The sequence below is a fragment of the Candidatus Pelagibacter sp. HIMB1493 genome (assembly GCF_052047995.1).
Lineage (GTDB): Bacteria > Pseudomonadota > Alphaproteobacteria > Pelagibacterales > Pelagibacteraceae > Pelagibacter.
Genome location: NZ_JBNAIP010000001.1, coordinates 815,381 through 836,105, shown reverse-complemented (window position 1 = coordinate 836,105; position 20,725 = coordinate 815,381). Strand labels below are relative to the sequence as shown.

The window sequence follows — 20,725 nt, the reverse complement described above, 5'->3', positions numbered from 1 at the left end:
AGTATATTCAGCAAAATAGGGGTGTCAAGCAAGCTGAATTGTTATAAATATTTACTTAATGACCATTAATAACAAAAATATAGATAATCTTTTTTATATTTTTGTTACATCCCATCTCATTTTTTGGATTTTGATTCCAACTTTCACAAATCACAATTTACCATTAGATACAATTGAGGCTTTAGCTTGGGGAAGTAATTTAGATTGGGGTTTTAACAAACACCCTCCTATGAGTGCTTTTTTTCCAGAAGTTTTTTTTCAAATTTTTGGTTCACAGGATTGGGCTTATTATTTATTAAGCCAAATTTTTGTAATCATATCATTTTATTATGTGTTTAAACTTTCTAACGAAATACTTAAAAACAAATTTTTTAGTTTAATTTCAGTTTTATTGATTGAAACGATTTATTTTTATAATTTTACTACACCAGAGTTTAATGTAAATGTATGCCAATTACCTTTTTGGTCATTAACAGCTTATTATTCTTGGAAAATTTATAGTGGTAAAAATATTAAATTTTGGGATTGTTTTTTAATAGGTTTGTTTGGTGCACTTGGATTTTTATCAAAATATTTGTTCATTTATTTATTAGTATCTATAGCACTTTTATTTATTTATTTAATTTTTAAGAAAGAGAGGAAGTTTGATTTTAAATACTTTATCATATTAGAAGTATTTATAGTTGCTTTAGTTCCTCACTTCATTTGGCTTAATAATAATGAATTCATTACAGTTACCTATGGACTTGCAAGAACTGGTTTGGAGCAATCAAGTTTTATTGATCACATAAAATTTCCTTTGTTATTTTTAGGAAAGCAAGTTGGTATATTAATTCCTTTTATAATTTTAACTTTGTTATTGATTAAAAAACTTAAATTCAAATTAAATTTCAATGATAAAAATTTATTATTTTTGTTAGTAATAAATATATTTCCAATTGCTCTGATGTTTTTAACTTCATTGATAACAGGTTCAAAAATTAGAACAATGTGGATGACACCATTTTACTTATTCTTTGGAACATTAATTGTTTATTTATTTCAATCTGAAATAAATTTGAAAAAATTAAAACCATTTATGGTTGGATTTTTGTTTTTTTTCTTTTTATCACCTGTTCTTTACGCTTATGTTTCTTTATCAAAAGATGATAAGAGAACAGATTATCCAGGTAAAGAAATTGCTATGAAAACTCAATACGCATGGGATCAACAGTTTGAAACTACTATCAATGTTGTGCTTGGAGATGAGTGGAATGCAGGCAATTTATCTTATCATTTAAAATCTAGACCAGTTTGGGAAGGTGTAGTTGAAAGAGAGAAACTTGATCAATTGAAAGATTATATGTGTCTTGATAGTATCTGTGTTGGATCAAGATAATCTATGAAATATGTCATTTTAGTACCTGTTTATAATGACCGTGAGTCTTTGAAGTTATTAATTGAAAATATTAATCATGAGATAAAAGATTTAAATTCTGAAATATCATTAGTGGTAATTAATGATGCTTCTTCACAGCAAATCATCGATGATTACCCAAATATTGAAAATATTCACTCAATTGAAATCATCAACATGAAAGAAAACAGAGGTCATGCAAGATGTATTGCTTCTGGTTTGAAATATATCTATGAAAAAAAGGAATTTGATTATGTCATTCCTATGGATGGTGATGGAGAAGATAGACCTGAAGAAATTAAAAACTTTATTGAATTATCAAAAGATGCTGGAGATAGATCCATAATTGGTGAAAGGGTTAAAAGATCAGAAAATATGATCTTTAAATTATGTTACCAATTTCATAAGTTTTTAACTTTAGCTTTCACTGGGCAATCTATTAAATTTGGAAATTATACCTGTCTTTCAAAAGCAACTGTAAAAAAAATGTTAGAAGATAAATCGACTTGGAATAGTTTTTCAGGGTCTTTAAAAAAAATAGAAAAAGATTTAATTTCTTCTCCATCAATTAGGGGCAAAAGATATTTTGGCCCATCTCAAATGAGTTTTTTTAAATTATTAAAACATTCTCTTTCAATAATAAGTGTTTTTAGAAAAACAGTTTTAATTCGTTCAGCTTTGTTTATTGTTTTTTATATTTTGTTAATCAAAAGTAATGCGTCAATTGTTACATCCTTACCTTTAGTATTGTTATTAATAATGATTTATTCAATTTCTAGTTTAGCTTTAAGAGAAAATATTGAAGAATTTAATAATTCTTTAACAAATATCCACGATATTGATAAAGTAAAATGATATGAAAAACTTTTTTAGAAAAGTTGCATTTGGAATTGGTCCAAATGAAGAAGTTCCTTCAGACCCACTTAATTGGGCTTTAAATCAACTAGATGATGTTCCAGACCTAGCGTGGAAAGGCAGAATTCATTCTGAAAAAGAAATGAGAGAAATATATTCACGTGAATGGCGTGTTGAGGAGATGAAACTTAGAAAAAAATTTAAGGATAACAAAAATCTTTATAAAGCTAATAAAAATTTATTAAGATATAAAACAGGACAAAGATTTTGGGAGTCACTTGAAATAAGTATTAGACATACAGAGGCATTACAAAGTCAATCTCCTGTGCTTGCAAAATTATGGTTTTTTTGGGCAAATCATTTTGCAATTGTTGATAAAGATTTTTTACCAAACTATCATACAGGACCTTACCACAGAGAAAGTATCAGGTTGAACTTAAATCAATCTTTTGAAAAGTTAGTTTACGATGTAACTATATCATGGGCAATGATAAGAAATTTAGACAATAGTGATAATGAAGGTCCTAAAAGTAAAGATGCAAAATCAGATTGGAGAAGAAAAAAAAAGAGACCAGCAACAATTAATGAAAATCATGCAAGAGAATTATTAGAACTTCACACTGTTTCACCAGCAGCTGGTTATACTCAAGAAGATATAACTCAATTAGCTTACATTATGACAGGATGGAGACTTGGTTGGAGTAAAACAACTGATGATACCAAAAAAGTTGAATTTGAAAGAGAAGTTCACCAACCTGGAAAAAAAACTGTATTTGGAAAAACCTATAAAAGTGGAAAAAAAGGTTTAGCAGCTGTAATCAAAGATTTGGTTCATCATCCAAACTGTAGAGATTTTATTGCTACAAAATTATGTAGACATTTAATTACTGATGAACCTACAGAGGAAATGAAAAAACCAATCATTAAAGCTTTTAAAGACTCCGATGGTTTTTTACCTGAAGTTCATAAAGCAGCAATAAAAGTTGCTTTTGAATATAATGATCAATACAAAAAATTCCAAAATCCAGAAAATTGGTTTATTCAAATGTCCAAATTGTCAGATTTTAAATGGCCACCATCACCAAAACTTATGGATACATATGAATTAGGCAATAAACCTCTAGGCATATATAGAAAGCCAGAGTGGAAACTTAATGATTTAGGACACAATCCTTACAGAGCAGCACAACCAAATGGATTTTCTGATTTAGCGATTGATTGGATATCTCCAGAACTTTTAATTAGGAGATTAGTATATGCAAAAGATACTTACGAATTAACAAGATCAGAAAATAATAATTTAGAGTTTTATGAAAAAATAGTTAACAAAAATTTTGATAACCCTGAAAAAATATTAAAATACCTTGAAAAAACTAATAAACTTTATGAAAAACAAATATTGTTATTTAACCATCCGGAGTTTTTAAGAGCATGAAAATAAATAGGAGAGATTTTTTAAAAACCACAGCAATGACGTCTTTGTATTTTGCTGGGTTCGGACTACCAACTTTTGCTAGTCAAAATAAGAAAAATTTGGTTGTAATCATGCTACAAGGTGGAATGGATGGGCTTTGTGCTGTTCCTGTAAAAGATGATAAAAATTTTCAAAAATTAAGAAGTAAAATAAATTTAGATAAGACTTTAGATTTAACTTCTGATTTTGATTTACATCCAGCATTAGAAAATTTTAAATCTTTATGGGATCAAAATAATGCATCAGTGTTTCATGCAACCAGTATCCCTTATAAGGAAAGATCTCACTTTGAAGGCCAAAACTTAATGATGACAGGTGGAAGAGTACCATACAAGCACAAAACAGGCTGGCTGGGAAGAGGGATGAAGCTTGCAGGCCTAACAGGAAATGGTTTAGCACTCTCACTTCCAATGCCATTACTTATAAGAGGTGTACCACTGAATGATAATTATTATCCAATTATGTCCTCTTTACCTAATAAAGGACTTTTAAATATTATTGAGGGAGAGTTTGAACAGTATTCAGAGAATGATTTGAGTGCAACATTATCTATGGTTAAAAAAAGAAAATTTAATTCTTACGCTGGTCAAAATAATAGTTCTTTAGCAAGAGAGGCAGGTAAACAACTTTCCGATCCTAATGGACCTAGAGTTGCAGTTTTTCAAGTTGAAGAGTTTGATACTCATGCTGCTCAAGGAGGAGTTCATGGAACTCATGCAGATTGTTTAAGAGAGTATGATCAAATATTAAGAGGATTAAAAGCTTCTATGGGATCTGCGTTTAAAGATACTTTAATATTAACTCTCACTGAATTTGGCAGAACTATTAAGCAAAATGGTGGAAATGGAACTGAGCATGGATATGGAACTGCAGTTTTAATGGCTGGTGGTTTAATTAAAAAATCAGAAGTTCACGCAGATTGGCCAGGTCTTAAAAGAAAAGAATTATTTCAGGGTAGAGATTTAAATGTAACAGTAGATGCAAGATCTATATATGCTTCTGCCATGTCAACAGTGTTTGACGTTGAATTTGAAAGAATTCAAAAAGAAGTTTTCTGGGGTGAAGATTTACAAAATTTATCTGATAAGCTTTTTAAAGCTTAATGAAAAAGTTACTAATTATATTTGTATTACTTTTTTTCCCAAATTTAAGTTTATCTGATGATTTTAAATCAATAAAAAAGAAAGCTAAAGTCACTAATCCAAAAATAATTTTTCCAATTCAAACAAACAAGGGTGAGTGTTCAGAACCTGCATATCATGCATTTGTTCAAAAAATTGATCCAATTGAAACTTTAGATGCACCAAAAGGATATGGTTTAGATGATAGATTTGATCAAGTTAGAAGCAAGTTTGAGCAATACAGTATTCCTTGCAGTGGCGGTAATGTTCAATCATGTGAAATAGTAAAAAAAATTATTTTAAAATGGGCTAAAGCAGATGCTCCAAAAAGATTAAAATCAGGTGATTTATGGAACGATACGTTAACTATTAATTTACATATAAATAATCCAATGATGTCAGCTTATTCTTTTGCAAGACAATTGATTGAATTTACATCTGAAGAAGAAAAATTAATTGAAGAATGGTTTACAAGAACAGTCAAAAGAGGAGAGCACTTAATGTATGGTGAGAAATATGGAGATGGTACTGGCGCAAGAGGAGTTCCAATGAGCGCCCATAACCATGCACTTTCATCTGCAATTTCTCATATGCAGTTAGGAATTATTTTGAATGATAATAAGCTTTTTAGAAAAGCATTTAAGAATTATGAGCACGCAATAAGGTATCAAAGAAAAAATGGAAGTTTACCTATAGAAGTTAGAAGAGGTGGAAGGGCAATGTTTTATCAAGGAAGAGCGATGAATGTGTTGACAGTAATCGCAATTATTGCCGAGCATCAAGGATATAATGTTTGGGAATATGATCACAAAGGAAAGGGAAAAAATTTTCATAATTTAGTAAAATTTTTTATAGATTTTACAGAAAATAATGAAATTGTTTTTAAGTATGCAAAAGAAATGAAAGCACCTGGTCCTGCAAAAGATTATAAAAATCAAGATTTAAAAATTAGGAGAAGTTCCAATTGGGGTTGGTTTTATGCTTATGCCACAAGATTTCCAAATCATGAAAATATAAAAAGAATTGAGCAGTGGGTCAATAATCCAGAAGGACTGAACAAATATCAACTAGGCTTTGTTAGACATTATAACAATATTGGCAAAAGAATGTTCGGAGATGCTTCTTGGACAGTTGTTGAGGCTAACTGTCATTTTCTTAAATAACCACTAAAGATTATTTAGACTTAATCTCATTAAATTGTATATAGGCACGCTCATGCCTGAAAAAAAATTAAATAATGAATTACTTGGTATCGTTTATATGGTTATTGCACAGTTTTCATTTGCTACTAACGATGCATTAGTTAAACATATTTACCAAAGCTTTGATGAATTAGCGGTTTTAAATCAGATTATTTTTTTAAGAGGAATTTGTTGTCTAATATTTATAGGAATATTTTTAAGTATTAAAAATCAATTTAATTTAAGAATAATATTTTCTTCTAACAAACTAACTTTAAGAGGAATTTTAGAAGCATTAGCTGCAGTTGGTTTTTTTATAGGGGTTGCAAAATTACCTTTTGCAATGGTTTATATTTTATTGAGTTTAGCACCAATAATAATGACAACTTTTGGAGCATTATTTTTAAACGAAAAAGTTAGATGGAAAAGATGGAGTGCGGTTATAATTGGCTTTACAGGTGTTGTAATAGTCATCAACCCTTCTGAATTAAAATTTGGTTACTACTTTATATTTCCACTTCTTTCTGCAATCTTTTTATCAATAAGAGACTTGGTAACAAAAAATATAAAAACGGGTCACAATAGTCTTCAAATAGCGTTTATTACTTGTTTGGTAGTTACAATATTTTTTGGAGTTCTTTCTATTTATAAATTTTATTCATTCAATTTAGAACAAAGCATTATTTTAATTATTTCAGCTTTCTTTTTATCTTTTGGTTATATTTTCTCAGTACTGACAATTAAAGCCGCATTGGTTTCTGTTACATCAACTTTTAGATACACAGCAATACTTTGGGGAATTTTATATGGGTATTTCTTTTTCAACGAGACACCAGAATACAACACATATCTAGGTGCTGTGATGATTGTTATAAGTGGTCTTATAATTATAATGAGACAGAAGCAATTGGGTAAAATTAAATAAACAAACTATATAAATTCAATACTTAAAACTTATCCACAGGCTCTATTTTGAATTGAAATACTATTTAATAAATAATAGCCTTTTGATTAATGAGAATAGAAGAAGAGCTTAAGCTAGATTACTCTGATGTCTTATTTAGACCTAAGAGAAGCACATTAAAAAGTAGAAAAGACGTAAATCTTCTGAGAACTTATAGATTTAAATATAGTAAAAATGAATGGTCAGGAATTCCTATTATGGCAGCTAACATGGACGGTGTTGGTGAATTAAGTATTGCTGAAAAATTAAATGATCATCAAATGATTACATGCTTAACAAAGCAACATGATGTAAAAAAAATAAAACAAAACAAAAATATTAAAAAAATCTATCCAAACATTGCACTTAGTGTTGGAATTAAAAAAGAGGACTTTCAAAACTTAGATAAGGTTTTAAAGGAATTTAGTTTTTTCAAATTTATTTGTATAGATGTTGCAAATGGTTACTCAGAGCATTTCACAAATTTTATCAAATCAGTAAGAGAAAAATACCCAACTAAAACTATTATTGCAGGAAATGTTGTAACAGCAGATATGACACAAGAACTAGTCTTAAGTGGTGCAGATATTGTAAAAGTTGGAATAGGACCTGGAAGTGTTTGTACAACTAGAATTCAAACTGGAGTAGGGTATCCACAATTAAGTGCTGTTATTGAATGTGCAGATGCAGCTCATGGATTAGGCGCACATGTCATTGCAGATGGTGGATGCACATGTCCAGGTGATGTTGCAAAAGGTTTTGGAGGTGGTGCAGACTTTGTAATGTTAGGTGGAATGTTGGCAGGTCATGATGAAGGAAAAGGAAAAATAGTAAAAGTAAATGGCTCTAAATATATTGAGTTTTATGGATCCAGTTCTGAAGTTGCAAACAAAAAACACTACGGTGGATTAGCAGATTATAGAAGTAGTGAAGGAAGAAAAGTTAGAGTTAAATACAGAGGAAAAATAAACGATACAGTTTTAAATATTCTTGGTGGTGTTAGAAGTAGTTGTACTTATGTGGGAGCACCATCACTTAAACAATTAAGTAAATGTACAACTTTTGTAAGAGTATCTAATCAATTTAATGATACTTTTGTAAAATAATTTTAATATTAATAAAGTAACGTAAAATTCTAAAATGAAAAAAATATTATTTTTTTTTATTGTTTTAGCATTCACAAATAATGTTTTTGCTAAAGATAAACCTCAAGCAGGAATTTTTATTGAAAATTATGATGGTATGACTGTTTTTGGACAGTCTAGACCTGGGATAACAAAGCAAAGATATTATTTCGGTCATAGATGGAGCTACCACGATTTTAATAATGATGGACTAAAAGATTTTTTATACTCAGGGACAATGCGTCCGACCAATATTAAGACAAGTGGCAAAACTACAGCAGGCGCATGTGGTGGTAAGAAATGTGAAGGTGATATGCCAGGACCGACACTTTATCTGGGTCAAAAGGATGGGTCTTTCATTGATAATTCAAAACTTATAATTGATAACAGAAATCCTTCTGGTCAAAGTTTATCTCGTCAGCAATTGATAGCTGATTTTAACAATGATGGAATTTTAGATTTTTATTTAGCAGATCATGGAATTGGTGGAGGAAATTATGATGGTTTTAGAGATAGTTATTTCTTAAGTCAAAAAAATGGAACTTGGTTAGAAAGTTCATCAACTCATTTATCAAAAAAGAAGTTTAAAATTTTTGATCATGGTGGAACTGTAGGTGATATCGATAATGATGGAGATATAGATATTGTTTTAACAGATTTAAAAAGGGTATTGCAGTGTTTGTACAATGATGGCACTGGTAAAATGAAGATAAAAAAATGTGGATCTATCAATGCATTTGGAATTGAACTTGGTGATTTTGATAATGATGGAGATTTAGATATTGTTCATGGAGCTCATGAGTATGAAGGGACATTAACAGGTATAGCATTGAATAACGGTAAAGGTAAATTTAAAAAGAAAATTAAACTACCTGTCCCTGAAGGAAACTGGGGCACAGTACCAGAAGTTTCTTTTTGGGATTTAGATAAGGATGGCGACTTAGATATTGTCGTATCTAGAGCGGGGGAATTGTATGTTGGTACTGGAGTTCAGGTTATAGAAAATTTAGGCGAAAATAAATTTAATTCTAAATTTTACATTTTAGTAAATCCACCAAAAGACTATGTGCCAAAACATGAGGGAAATGAATGGAATAGTTTTGTTGATCAAATAAGATTTTCAGATCTTGATAATGATAATTTAACTGACATTGTTTTAGTACGTCCAGGTAGTCTTAAACTTAAAGCGGGTTCAATACTAAAAAATGAAGGTGGGATGAATTTTAAACACATCAAATACAAAGAAGTAGGTAATCCGATCAAAATCGTTGATGATAAAATGTATAAAGATGACCCAAGTACTTTTTTTGAGAATTTTGAGATTGCTCGTGGTAAATCTAAACCAACGGATTCTTCAAAAAAATTTAAAAAGTTTATCAAAGATAAAAAACTAAAAAATTTTGATTTAAATGGATTTGAAAATATTGATAGACCAATATTCTTGAAAAGATCAGGAGCATCTTTAGTAGCTTATAAATATATAAAACATGGAGATGATTGGATTGATTACGATATTTTAGTTGAATGGGATGGGGTTAAATTCCCAATAAGCATGTGTTTAGAATATTATTCTCGATTTAATTTTCCTGCAAATAGAGCAAGTTTAGTTGATAGATTTAAATTTGGAGGTCTTGACGAAACTTCAATTCCTAGCTTTCAAGAATGCAGGGGAGAAAATGGATATATTGCTGGTTGGGATATTACTGAGCCCAAAATTATAGAAATAGGAATAGATACCTTGCTTAAGGATTTAAATTTTGAAGCAAGACCTATTTTAGCAAACATTCCTCAGTTAAGTGATAATCAAAAGAGAGAGCTTTTAACTAATCTTGATAAAAATATAAATTAGGCTCTAATCGTTGGTAAACAATAAAAATCAGCTGTATCAATTTTAGAAGAATACTGTCTTCGCATATTCCATTTTTTATGAACGCCAGCACTTGCAACACTTAAAGTAGACCTTCCATATCGATGATTAGTATTATCAATTGATCTCATTAAACTATTTATCTTTTCATCCTTTTCAGATGTAAATAAATTTGTTTTATCGCTAGCATTAGATAATCCCGTTAGCATTACACCTGCTTTTTGATAACGATAACCATTTTTAAAAATACTCTCTAATATTGAAACTGCTGTTTTAACCGTTTCAATACTATTGTTTGTTGCAATAGGAAAATCAACTGTCTTTGCATTTGAGTAATAACCAAAGTTTCTGTGAAAAGGGCTTGTTCTTACAAATACTGTAATTGCTTTTGCAACTAAAGACTCTGATCTAATTTTTTCAGATGCATTTAAGCAATAGTTTGCAACTGCTTCTTTTAATTCTTGAAAAGTTTCAATTCTTTTTCCAAATGATCTTGAAACAACACAACTCTTTCTTTTGGTAGTAGTTGTTTCTAAATCAATACAAGGAATTCCTCTAAGCTCCATTGCCGTTCTTGAACTTAAAACATTAGAACTTTTCTTTATCCAAGTGTTAGATTTATTTTTTAATTGCTTCGCATTATAAATTCCATGCTTTTGATAAAATTTAGTAAGTTGTCTGCCAACACCCCAGACATCATTAATTTCAACTTTTTCTAAAATAGGATCTAAATTATCTATTCCAATTAAACTCGTCACTCCTGATTGTTTTTTCTTTGCAATATGATTTGCAACTTTACTTAATGTTTTTGTTTTTGCGATCCCAATACTTGTTGGAATACCAGTCCATTGTAAAACTGTTTCTCTAATTTCTTTTCCAACTTTTTCTACATCTTGATCTTTAAAGTTTGATAAATCTAAAAAAGCTTCGTCAATTGAATAAACCTCTATTTCAGAATTAAATCTTTTAAGAGTTCGCATCACTCTTCTCGATAAATCTCCATATAAAGAATAGTTTGATGAAAAAACATTTACATTATTTTTAACAATAATATCTTTTGCTTTAAAATAAGGTTCACCCATTTTAATTCCTAAAGCTTTTGCTTCATTCGATCTTGAAATGATACAGCCATCATTATTAGATAAAACGACAACAGGTTTTTTTCTTATTTTAGGATTGAATAATCTCTCACAAGAAACGTAAAAGGAATTACAATCAACGAGTGCTATTTTCTTAGTATACTGAGTGGATGACATAAGTAACTACTCCCCAAATAAAAACATCTTGTTCTTCATTAATTAAAATTCTGTCAGAAAATTCTTTAGAACCAGAGGTTAAAAATTTTTTATCTCGTTCTTGAACTAAAGTTTTAACCACAAGTTCATCATGAACATTTGCAATCACAGTTGAAAAATTTTTTGGTTTTAAACTTTTATCAACGACCAATAAATCTCCATCATTAATGCCAACATCAACCATGGATTTTCCTTGAACTCTGATAATGAAAGTTGCTGGAACATTTCTTATTAAATGCATGTTCAGATCGATATCTTCTTCGATATAATCTGTTGCAGGTGAAGGAAAACCAGCACCTGCTTTATGTAAATAATAAGGGATTGTTAGTTTCATGTTCTTGTTTTGTTCTATTTTATAGACTATTTATGGAATACACTCAATAGGTTGTATTTTGAGTCTGTAACTGAATCAAAAGTGAATCAAAACGTGAACATCTAATCCACATATTGTGGACTTGTGGATAACTTCAACCATAGATAGTTTAAGTCGGTTAATTAAATATATAAATTCTGATTTTGAATATGAATGTTTTAGATTTTGTCATGGTTGGTTCTAATGATCATCAAAAATCAGGTGACTTTTATGATGCTGTTTTTGAACCTTTAAAATTAAAAAGAATTTTAAAAACAGAAAAGTATTTGGGTTATGCTCATTTAAGTGATCCAGACAAAGTTCAATTTTATGTAACACATCCTGTAAATGGTGAGCCTGCAACTTTTGGAAATGGTTCACAAACTACTTTATTAGCTGACACTAAAGAAGCAGTGGATAAATTTTATGAAGTTGCAATTTCAAAAGGAGCAACAGATGAAGGTGGACCAGGGGTTAGAAAAGATGGAAATTACTATGCATACGTTCGTGATTTAGATGGAAATAAGATTGCAGCAAAAAGTATTTTAACTTAAATTAAGGAGATATATGAAATTAAGTTGTCATTGTGGATCTGTAGAAGCTGAAATTAATTCAACAGTTAATGAATTAGCAAAAATAGTTAGATGTAATTGTTCAATTTGCAAAAGAAAAAATGCGACAATGGGTATGGTCAAAAATGAAGATTTTAAACTTACCAAAGGTGAAGATAAAATAAAACTTTATCAATATCACACAAAAGTTGCTAAACATTACTTTTGCACTGAGTGTGGAATTTACACTCATCACAATCCAAGAAGTGCACCAGCTATGACTGGATTTAATTTAGGTTGTGTCGATGAAGTTAAAGTTGAAGATATAAAAGAGATAGCTCAATTTGATGGTCTCAACCATCCAATGGATCAAGAAAAATAAAAGTTTAATGCAATCAACTGCTGAGTGTTTTAAAAAAGTTAAAAGTGATTGTCTAAAATTTATTAAATCACAGGAAACTTCAAAGGAAAAATTTAGCAACAAAGACAAGATGCTAAAATCTTTTCTAATTCCAGTATGTTTTTGGATTGTAAAAAAAGCTAACAATAAAAAACCTTACTTTGTTGGTTTGGCAGGAGGACAGGGCACTGGCAAGACAACAATAAGTTCAATTATAAAAATAATATTAGAAAAATATTTTAAATTAAAAGTATTCAAAATTTCTATTGATGATTTTTATAAAACTAGAAAAGAAAGATCTATTTTATCGAATAAAGTTCATTCTATGTTAATGACACGAGGAGTGCCTGGAACGCATGATGTAAAAATTATGTTAGATTTCTTTAAAAATTCAAAAAGTAAAAACTTTAAATCAATAAAGTTACCTAGTTTTAATAAGGCAGTTGATGACCGATCACCTAAAAAAAATTGGTACAATATTAAAGAGCAGCCAGATGTAATTATATTTGAAGGTTGGTGTGTTGGTGCAAGAGCTGAAGTTAATAAAACACTTAAAAAACCAATTAATTCACTTGAAAGAACTAAAGACCAAAAACTTATTTGGAGAAAATATGTTAATGAGCAACTAAAGACAAAATACAAAAAACTATATTCTCAATTGAATTGTCTGATTTATTTAAAAGCTAAAAACTTTAGTCTTCTTCAGAAATGGAGACTTAAACAAGAGCATAAGTTGTGGTTAAATACTAAAAATAAATCTAGTCATAAAATAATGAGCAAAGGAGACGTAATTAATTTTATGCAAACTTACCAAAGAATTACACAGAACATGTTTAAATTTGCTCCAAAGTATTCTACAATAATTTTAAATTTAAATAGCAATCATCAAATTAAGACAATAAAATATAATAAATGAAAAAGTTTTTAATAATTATCTTTTGTGCATTAGTTTTTCCTTTGAGTGCATTTTCAGCAACTTTAAAGGAAGCACTAAAACAAACATTTGATAATAATCTTGAGCTTCAAGCTGAGAGAAAAAATTTAGAGATTCAACAAGAAGTAATCAACATGTCTAGAAGTGATTTGTTACCTAGCTTAACTCTTTCTAGTACAAAAAATTTTGAAGATACCAATAAACTTACTAATCAAAGTGGAGGAGATGCTGCAATCACTGATACTGATACGATGACTTCCTCAATTAAACTTGAACAAACATTACTTGATGGTAGTGGAAGAAAAACAGAATATGAAAAAAGTAAGTTAGGACTAAATTTAACAGAAGCAAAATTAGTTAAAAAAGAACAAGAAATTTTCTTAAGAGCTATTGAAGCTTACACAGGATTAATTTTAGCTTATGAAAAATTAAATATTAATGAAGAAAACGTAAACTTACTTCAAAGACAATTCGAATTAGATAATGCAAGATTAAGTAGGGGACAAATTACAGCATCTGACTTAGCGCAATCACAATCTTCTCTTGCAGGTGCACAAGCAAGATATATTGAGGCTCAAAATAATATAGTAACTAGCAGATTAAATTATGAAAATGTAATTGGAACAATTGCAGAAGAAGCAAAATTGAAAAAAATATACAATGCACAAGAGACAATCCCTAAAAATTTAAGTGAAGCTAAAAAAATATCCTTAGAGAAAAGTCCTGAATTAATTATTGCTGAAATAGAATACGGACAATCAGAACTAGATGTAAAAATTGCAAGATCTGATCTTTCACCAACAGCAAAAATTTCATTAGAGAGAACTTATACTGATGATTTAAGTGCAACTTATGATGAAAGAGAAAAAGATGTCTTACAAGCAACTGTTTCATGGCCTTTCCAATTTGGTGGAAAGAATAAATCTAATGTAAGCAAAAATCTTCAAGCTAAGGGAATGAAAAGATTGTTATTAGAGAATGCTCAGAAAAATAATACGCAGTCTGTAACTTCATCTTGGTCAACTCTCCAGTCTTCAAGAAGTTTTTTACAAGCTGTGCAATCACAAGTTAAAGCTTCAGAAGTTGCAACTGAAGGAATTAGCTTTGAATATGAAAGTGGATCTGGGAGATCTACTTTTGATGTTCTTCAATCTAGATCAAACTTAATAAACGCAAAAATTAATCTTGCTGAAGCTGAAAGAAGTTATTTATTAGCTCAATACAGAGTTTTAAAATCAGTAGGACTTTTAAATAGCGACTATTTAAATCTTAAGTAATTCAGTCTTTTTTACTCATTAAAAACAAAGATCTTGCCAATGAGAACAAAATGTGTACATTTAATTCATGATTCGACTGTTAAAAAACGTAAAAAAAGAGGCAAAAAATGACGAAAAGTAACCTAAAAGTAGTTAAATCTACTAAAGATCAAGAAATGGATATTAAAGAAAAGAACAAAGCATTAGATGCTGCAATAGCTCAAATTACAGATAATTTTGGAAAAGGCTCTGTAATGAAGCTTGGCCAAAAGAGAGCTATGGATATTGAGTCTGTTTCAACAGGTTCTTTAAGTCTTGATTTAGCTTTAGGTATAGGCGGATTACCAAAAGGAAGAATTATTGAAGTTTATGGACCAGAATCATCTGGAAAAACAACATTAGCATTACAAGTTGTTGCTGAAGCCCAAAAAGCTGGTGGAATTTGTGCATTCGTTGATGCAGAGCATGCTTTAGATCCAGTTTATGCAAAAAAATTAGGTGTAAATACTGAAGAACTTTTAATCTCACAACCAGATGCTGGTGAACAAGCATTAGAAATTGCTGATACACTAGTAAAATCAGGCTCTATTTCAGTTATTGTAATCGACTCTGTTGCAGCCTTAACACCAAAAGCTGAGATCGAGGGAGAGATGGGAGATCATCATGTTGGTCTTCAATCAAGATTAATGAGTCAGGCTTTAAGAAAATTAACAAGTTCAATTTCAAATACAAACACAATGATGATTTTCATTAACCAAATTAGAATGAAAATTGGAGTTATGTTTGGAAGTCCTGAAACTACATCAGGTGGCAACGCACTTAAGTTTTATTCATCAGTTAGAATGGATATTAGAAGAATAGGTGCCATCAAAGACAAAGATGAAATTATTGGTAACTCTACAAGAGTGAAGGTAGTTAAAAATAAAGTAGCTCCACCATTTAAAGTAGTTGAATTTGATTTGATGTATGGAAGAGGAATTAGCAAGATGGGTGAGTTAGTCGATCTTGGTTCCAAAGCAGATATTATTGAAAAATCAGGAGCATGGTATGCTTATAAAGGAGAGAAGATTGGTCAAGGTAGAGAGAATGCTAAGACTTATTTAGCTCAAAATCCTAAAGTTGCTGCAGAAATAGAAATGGCAATTAGGGAAAAAGCTGGTGTTATTTCTAAAAAAATAGAAGGAAACCCGATAGATCCTGAAAAATTGGAAAAAGAAAAGAAAGTAGCTGAAAAAGAAGAAGAAGCAAAAGCTGAAGCTACTCCTCCATCTAAAAAGAATTAATAGGTCATCTTTATTAATAAAAGGCGCTTAATTTAAGCGCCTTTTTTCCCGTACTGCATCTAGACATAAAACAAAAAAGCTGTATTTTAAAAATATGGCAGACAAAACTCTCAATGAAATTAGAAATACTTTCCTAAAGTATTTTGAAAAGAATGATCATCAGATTGTGGAATCTAGTAATTTGGTTCCAAATAATGATCCAACATTGATGTTTGCTAATTCTGGAATGGTTCAGTTTAAGAACGTTTTTACAGGTTTAGAAAAAAGAGATTATGTAAGAGCTACTACTTCACAAAAATGTGTAAGAGCAGGTGGAAAACATAATGATTTAGAAAATGTAGGTTACACACCTCGACACCATACTTTCTTTGAGATGTTAGGAAACTTTTCATTTGGAGATTATTTTAAAGAACAAGCAATTGATTATGCTTGGAATTTAATTACTAAAGATTTTGGAATAGATAAAAATAGACTTTATGTAACTGTATTTCATGAAGATGATGAAGCCTTCAATTTTTGGAAGAAAATAGCAGGTTTTAGCGACGATAGAATAATTAGAATAGCAACTTCAGATAACTTTTGGTCAATGGGAGAGACAGGACCATGTGGACCTTGTTCAGAAATCTTTTTTGATCATGGTGATCATTTACATGGAGGATTACCTGGTACCAAAGATGAGGATGGAGATAGATTTATTGAAATATGGAACTTAGTCTTCATGCAATTTGAACAAGTCACAAAAGATAAAAGAATAAATCTTCCAAAACCATCTGTTGATACAGGAATGGGTTTAGAGAGGATTGCTGCATTATTACAAGGCACTCATGATAATTATGAAACAGATCATTTTAAAAAAATAATTAATTCTGCATCAGATATAATTAAAATTAAATCAGATAAATCAAATCTATCAAGTTTTAGAGTTATTGCTGATCACTTAAGAGCAAGTTCATTTTTAATTGCTGAAGGAGTATTGCCATCTAATGAAGGAAGAGGGTATGTGCTTCGAAGAATTATGAGAAGAGGTATGAGACATTCTCATTTATTAGGAGCTAAGGATCTAGTATTTTCAAAATTGTTTGATACCCTATTAAATGAAATGTCAGGAAATTATCCTGAACTTAAAAGAGCAGAGTCTTTAATTAAAGAAACTTTAAAGATGGAAGAAGAAAAATTTTTAGTTCTTTTAGATAGAGGAATTAAAATTTTAAATGATGAAATTTCTAAAATAGACAAAGTATTACCTGGTGACATTGCATTTAAACTTTATGAAACTTATGGTTTCCCGATTGATCTTACAGAAGATATTTTAAAATCAAAATCTTTAGAATTTGATAAAGAAAGATTCGGTGAGCTGATGAGAGAAAGTATTGAGCTTGCTAGAAAAAATTGGAAAGGATCTGGAGATAGTGCAGTTGAGCAAGTTTGGTATGGAGTAAAAGAAGAACATGGAGCTACAGAATTTTTAGGATATGAAAATGATCAAGCACAAGGAGTAATAAAATCACTTCTTAAAAATCATAAAGAAGTTGATACTTTAAATGAAGGTGACGAAGGTATTATTGTTGTTAACCAAACACCATTTTATGCTGAATCTGGAGGTCAAGTAGGGGATACAGGATTGATCTCTAAAGATGAATTTGAATTTGAAGTAACTGATGTTCAAAAAAAATTGGGAGATTTATTTGTTCATTACGGAATAGTGAAAAAAGGCTCAATTAAACTAGAGCAAGATGTTGAAATGAAAATCAATATTGAGAAAAGAAATGATACAAGAGCCTATCATTCAGCAACTCATTTATTACATGAGTCTTTGAGAAGAGTTTTGGGCCCACATGTTACTCAAAAAGGCTCTCTAGTTGAGCCAGAAAGATTAAGATTTGATTTTAGTCATATGAAGCCAATTTCAGACGATGAGATGGTAAAAATAGAGAGTCATGTAAATGATATGATTTCTAAACAATCAGATGTAACCACAAGAATAATGACACCTAAAGAGGCAGTCGATAATGGGGCTTTAGCATTATTTGGTGAAAAATATGGAGATGAAGTAAGAGTATTATCAATGGGAGATGAAGGAGAAAAATACTTTTCAACAGAGTTATGTGGTGGAACCCATGTAAAAAACACTGGTGATATTGGTAAATTTAAAATTATTAGCCAATCCTCAATTGCTGCAGGGGTTAGAAGAGTAGAAGCTTTAAGAGATAAGCAGTTAGAGGATTACCTTAAAAATAAAGAGAAAATGTTAAATTTATCATCTGAAAAAGATGATGAACAAATAAATGAATTAAGTAAGCAAATTTCTGAGCTAGGTGGAAAAACTAACTTAGATGAAACTGATAAAAAAGTTTTAATCAAAAATTTAAATAAACAATTGGAAACTTTAACAGTTAATTCAATACTACAAGATCAATCCAAAAATAAAGTTAATGATCTAGATGTTAATGGGGTGAAAGTAAGATTTCAAAATGTTGAAGATCTTCCTCCTAAAGAATTAAGAAAACTTGTAGACAAAGGTAAAAAAGAATTAGGTGAAGGTATTGTAATTGTTTTTGCAAGCAAAGATGACAAAGTTGGTATAGCTGTAGGTGTCACAGAAAAACTAACTGAAAAATTTGATGCAGTACAATTTGTAAAAGCAGGTTCAGAAGTAATCGGAGGCAAAGGAGGAGGTGGGAGAAAAGACTTTGCCCAAGCTGGTGGTCAAGACCAATCCAAAATCAATGATGCTTTTGAAAAAATAAAATCTTTAATTTAATTTCTTTTTAAGATTACCATCAATTTCATCTAAAAACTGATTGGTAGTTAAAAACTTACTATTCGGTCCAACAAGAATTGCTAAATCTTTTGTCATAGATCCATTTTCAACACACTCAATACATACAGCCTCTAATGTTTGAGCAAATTTAATTAATTCTTGATTATTGTCTAATTTTCCTCTGTGAGCCAATCCTCTTGTCCATGCAAATATAGATGCAATAGGATTTGTAGAAGTCTCTTTTCCTTGTTGATGCATTCTATAGTGTCTAGTAACAGTTCCATGAGCAGCCTCAGCTTCCATCACTTTTCCATCAGGAGTTAACAGAGTACTTGTCATTAATCCTAATGATCCATAACCCTGAGCCATAGTATCGGACTGGACATCACCATCATAGTTTTTGCAAGCCCAGATATATTTTCCACTCCATTTCATTGCACATGCAACCATGTCGTCGATTAATCTATGTTCATAAGTAAGATTATGTTTTTCAAATTCTTCTTTATATTCGTTATCGAATACTTCTTGGAAAATATCTTTAAATCTTCCATCGTATTGTTTTAAAATTGTATTTTTTGTAGACATGTATACAGGCCATTTTTTAATTAAGCCGTAGCTAAAACATGATCTTGCAAAGTCTTGAATAGATTTATCTAAATTATACATTGATAGTGCTACTCCTGGACCTGTAAAATTAAATACTTCGTATTTAATTTCTTCTTTTCCATCTTCAGAAGTCCATTTAACTTCCATTTTACCTTTACCAGGTACTTTAAAATCAGTTGCTCTATATTGATCACCAAAAGCATGTCTTCCAATGATCACAGGATCTGTCCACGAAGGAACCAATTTTGGAATATTTTTACAAATAATTGGTTCTCTGAACACTGTTCCTCCAATAATGTTTCTGATTGTTCCATTAGGAGATCTCCACATTTTTTTTAAATCAAATTCTTCTACTCTTGCTTCGTCTGGTGTGATTGTTGCACATTTAATTCCAACACCAATTTTTTTGATAGCATTCGCTGAGTCTATTGTGATCTGGTCATCAGTATTATCTCTGCTTTTCATTCCAAGATCGTAATACTCAATTCCAAGATCGATATACGGAAGGATTAATTTGTTTTTAATAAACTCCCAAATAATTCGAGTCATTTCATCGCCATCTAACTCGACAACTGGGTTATTTACCTTGATTTTGCTCATTAAATTAAATTTATCTTATTAATTGAATTTGATTGGTTTATATACATATTAATCGAAAATTAGCAAATAGAAGAATATGTTTACCAAGATATTTCCAAAGATACACACAGAGGGTTACAAGTTTATTGTAATTGCAGGTTTCGTCACAATCATCTTATTAATAGTAAATGGATTTTTAGGATTAATTGGGTTGCTATTAACTATATGGGTTTATTATTTTTTTAGAGATCCAGAAAGAGTAATCATTGGTGATGATAATTATCTAGTAAGTCCAGCAGATGGAGAAATAATTAAAGTAGAAGAGGTAGATGGACCGAAAGAATTAAATTTAGAAAACAAGAAATTTAAAAAAATTAGTATCTTCATGAACGTATTTGATTGTCATGTAAATAGAACTCCTTGTTCAGGACAAGTTGAAGATATTTTATACAAACCAGGAAAGTTTTTAAATGCTTCACTCGATAAAGCGAGTGAAGACAATGAGAGAAATTATTATAAATTAAAAGATAATCATGGAAATGATATTGTCATAGTTCAAATAGCAGGTTTGGTTGCAAGAAGAATTGTTTGTGAAACTAATAAAGATCAAACACTTAACCAAGGAGATCGAATTGGTATGATAAGATTTGGAAGTAGAGCGGATGTATATTATGAAAATTATGAACCATTGGTTAAAATTGGTCAAACAGCTATATCAGGAGAAACTCTATTAGCTAAAAGATAGAT

At 30.1% G+C, this 20,725-nt stretch carries 18 protein-coding genes; 15 read left to right on the top strand and 3 right to left on the bottom strand.

What is annotated here, in order from left to right; all coding sequences use genetic code 11:
* The first annotated feature begins 58 nt into the window (after positions 1 to 58).
* The 8 genes from ACTTBK_RS04510 (at position 59) to ACTTBK_RS04475 (ending at position 9,943) form a co-directional block, all read left to right on the top strand.
* On the top strand, positions 59 to 1,378 hold the full coding sequence (locus ACTTBK_RS04510; protein WP_440618767.1) for a glycosyltransferase family 39 protein: 1,320 nt from the start codon (positions 59 to 61) through the stop codon (positions 1,376 to 1,378).
* A gap of 3 nt (positions 1,379 to 1,381) precedes the next feature.
* A complete protein-coding gene (locus tag ACTTBK_RS04505) occupies positions 1,382 to 2,251 on the top strand; it encodes a glycosyltransferase (protein ID WP_440618766.1) in 870 nt (289 codons plus the stop codon).
* Between the two features lies 1 nt (position 2,252).
* Complete coding sequence (locus ACTTBK_RS04500; RefSeq protein ID WP_440618764.1) at positions 2,253 to 3,686, top strand: DUF1800 family protein; 1,434 nt, start codon at positions 2,253 to 2,255, stop codon at positions 3,684 to 3,686.
* Positions 3,683 to 4,828: a DUF1501 domain-containing protein gene (locus tag ACTTBK_RS04495; protein ID WP_440618763.1), complete on the top strand. Its 1,146-nt coding sequence runs from the start codon at positions 3,683 to 3,685 to the stop codon at positions 4,826 to 4,828. The genes ACTTBK_RS04500 and ACTTBK_RS04495 overlap by 4 nt, the downstream gene beginning before the upstream one ends.
* Positions 4,828 to 6,009 carry an alginate lyase family protein gene (locus tag ACTTBK_RS04490; RefSeq protein WP_440618761.1) on the top strand — a complete coding sequence of 394 codons (1,182 nt, stop codon included), beginning with the start codon at positions 4,828 to 4,830 and terminating at the stop codon, positions 6,007 to 6,009. Before ACTTBK_RS04495 ends, ACTTBK_RS04490 begins: the two co-directional genes overlap by 1 nt.
* A 52-nt stretch (positions 6,010 to 6,061) precedes the next feature.
* Positions 6,062 to 6,952 carry a DMT family transporter gene (locus tag ACTTBK_RS04485; protein WP_440618760.1) on the top strand — a complete coding sequence of 297 codons (891 nt, stop codon included), beginning with the start codon at positions 6,062 to 6,064 and terminating at the stop codon, positions 6,950 to 6,952.
* Positions 6,953 to 7,041: 89 nt separating this feature from the next.
* A complete protein-coding gene (locus tag ACTTBK_RS04480) occupies positions 7,042 to 8,076 on the top strand; it encodes a GMP reductase (RefSeq protein WP_440613904.1) in 1,035 nt (344 codons plus the stop codon).
* Between the two features lie 34 nt (positions 8,077 to 8,110).
* A complete protein-coding gene (locus ACTTBK_RS04475; RefSeq protein WP_440618758.1) occupies positions 8,111 to 9,943 on the top strand; it encodes an FG-GAP-like repeat-containing protein in 1,833 nt (610 codons plus the stop codon).
* Here ACTTBK_RS04475 and ACTTBK_RS04470 read toward each other — a convergent pair.
* Both ACTTBK_RS04470 and ACTTBK_RS04465 read right to left on the bottom strand, forming a co-directional pair.
* Positions 9,940 to 11,217: a Y-family DNA polymerase gene (locus ACTTBK_RS04470; RefSeq protein WP_440618756.1), complete on the bottom strand. Its 1,278-nt coding sequence runs from the start codon at positions 11,215 to 11,217 to the stop codon at positions 9,940 to 9,942. The genes ACTTBK_RS04475 and ACTTBK_RS04470 overlap by 4 nt on opposite strands.
* Positions 11,195 to 11,590, bottom strand: coding sequence for a LexA family protein (locus ACTTBK_RS04465; RefSeq protein ID WP_075506508.1), 396 nt, complete (start codon positions 11,588 to 11,590; stop codon positions 11,195 to 11,197). The genes ACTTBK_RS04470 and ACTTBK_RS04465 overlap by 23 nt, the downstream gene beginning before the upstream one ends.
* 188 nt (positions 11,591 to 11,778) lie before the next feature.
* On the opposite strand from ACTTBK_RS04465, the gene ACTTBK_RS04460 reads away from it, so the two are divergent.
* The 6 genes from ACTTBK_RS04460 (at position 11,779) to alaS (ending at position 18,793) form a co-directional block, all read left to right on the top strand.
* Positions 11,779 to 12,162, top strand: coding sequence for a VOC family protein (locus ACTTBK_RS04460; protein ID WP_440618754.1), 384 nt, complete (start codon positions 11,779 to 11,781; stop codon positions 12,160 to 12,162).
* A 13-nt stretch (positions 12,163 to 12,175) separates the two neighbouring features.
* Positions 12,176 to 12,541, top strand: coding sequence for a GFA family protein (locus tag ACTTBK_RS04455; RefSeq protein ID WP_262589637.1), 366 nt, complete (start codon positions 12,176 to 12,178; stop codon positions 12,539 to 12,541).
* Entirely contained in the window at positions 12,507 to 13,475 is a 969-nt protein-coding gene (locus ACTTBK_RS04450) for a uridine kinase (protein WP_440618753.1), read from the top strand. Before ACTTBK_RS04455 ends, ACTTBK_RS04450 begins: the two co-directional genes overlap by 35 nt.
* Positions 13,472 to 14,770, top strand: coding sequence for a TolC family protein (locus ACTTBK_RS04445; protein WP_440618751.1), 1,299 nt, complete (start codon positions 13,472 to 13,474; stop codon positions 14,768 to 14,770). The genes ACTTBK_RS04450 and ACTTBK_RS04445 overlap by 4 nt, the downstream gene beginning before the upstream one ends.
* Positions 14,771 to 14,877: 107 nt before the next feature.
* Positions 14,878 to 16,032 (top strand): recombinase RecA, encoded by a 1,155-nt coding sequence (gene recA, locus ACTTBK_RS04440; RefSeq protein ID WP_440613910.1) that lies wholly within the window; start codon positions 14,878 to 14,880, stop codon positions 16,030 to 16,032.
* A 94-nt stretch (positions 16,033 to 16,126) separates the two neighbouring features.
* Positions 16,127 to 18,793 (top strand): alanine--tRNA ligase, encoded by a 2,667-nt coding sequence (gene alaS / locus ACTTBK_RS04435; RefSeq protein ID WP_440618749.1) that lies wholly within the window; start codon positions 16,127 to 16,129, stop codon positions 18,791 to 18,793.
* Here the strand turns inward: alaS and ACTTBK_RS04430 are convergent.
* Positions 18,785 to 19,999, bottom strand: coding sequence for an NADP-dependent isocitrate dehydrogenase (locus tag ACTTBK_RS04430; RefSeq protein ID WP_440618747.1), 1,215 nt, complete (start codon positions 19,997 to 19,999; stop codon positions 18,785 to 18,787). The genes alaS and ACTTBK_RS04430 overlap by 9 nt on opposite strands.
* A gap of 76 nt (positions 20,000 to 20,075) precedes the next feature.
* On the opposite strand from ACTTBK_RS04430, the gene ACTTBK_RS04425 reads away from it, so the two are divergent.
* The gene (locus tag ACTTBK_RS04425; protein ID WP_440618745.1) at positions 20,076 to 20,723 is read left to right on the top strand and encodes a phosphatidylserine decarboxylase; all 648 of its coding nucleotides are present in this window, start codon (positions 20,076 to 20,078) and stop codon (positions 20,721 to 20,723) included.
* Positions 20,724 to 20,725: the final 2 nt, after the last annotated feature.